Annotated in this window: 1 protein-coding gene; it reads right to left on the minus strand. The window is 70.9% G+C overall.

The window, feature by feature from the left end; translation table 11 throughout:
* A partial coding sequence (locus ACLJNW_RS24220; protein ID WP_410961221.1) for a PhzF family phenazine biosynthesis protein occupies positions 1-306 on the minus strand: 306 nt, incomplete at both ends.

Consider the following 306-nt stretch of genomic DNA (forward strand, 5'->3'; position numbering starts at 1 on the left):
CGCCAGGGCAGCCGCGCCAGGGCCGCGAAGTCGGGGCGACAGGCGCGCACCGCCTCTTCGGACTCGAGCAGCACCAGCAGCTTGTCGGTGGAGCCCAGCACGTCCACCGGCGGCAGGCCCAGGGCCTGCTCCAGCTCGACGGTGCTACCGACTTCGCTCGGATACTGCGCGGGGAAATCCAGGACCAGCCGCTCGTCCTCGCGGTTGACCCGCAGCGCACCGGAGCGCGAGATGAATTCCAGGCGCTCGCCCGGCTCGTCGTAGACCTCGAACAGTACGTTGGCCGCAGCCAGTGTGGCGTGGCCG

This window comes from Salmonella sp. SAL4457 (assembly GCF_046548235.1).
GTDB classification, from domain to species: domain Bacteria; phylum Pseudomonadota; class Gammaproteobacteria; order Enterobacterales; family Enterobacteriaceae; genus Salmonella; species Salmonella enterica.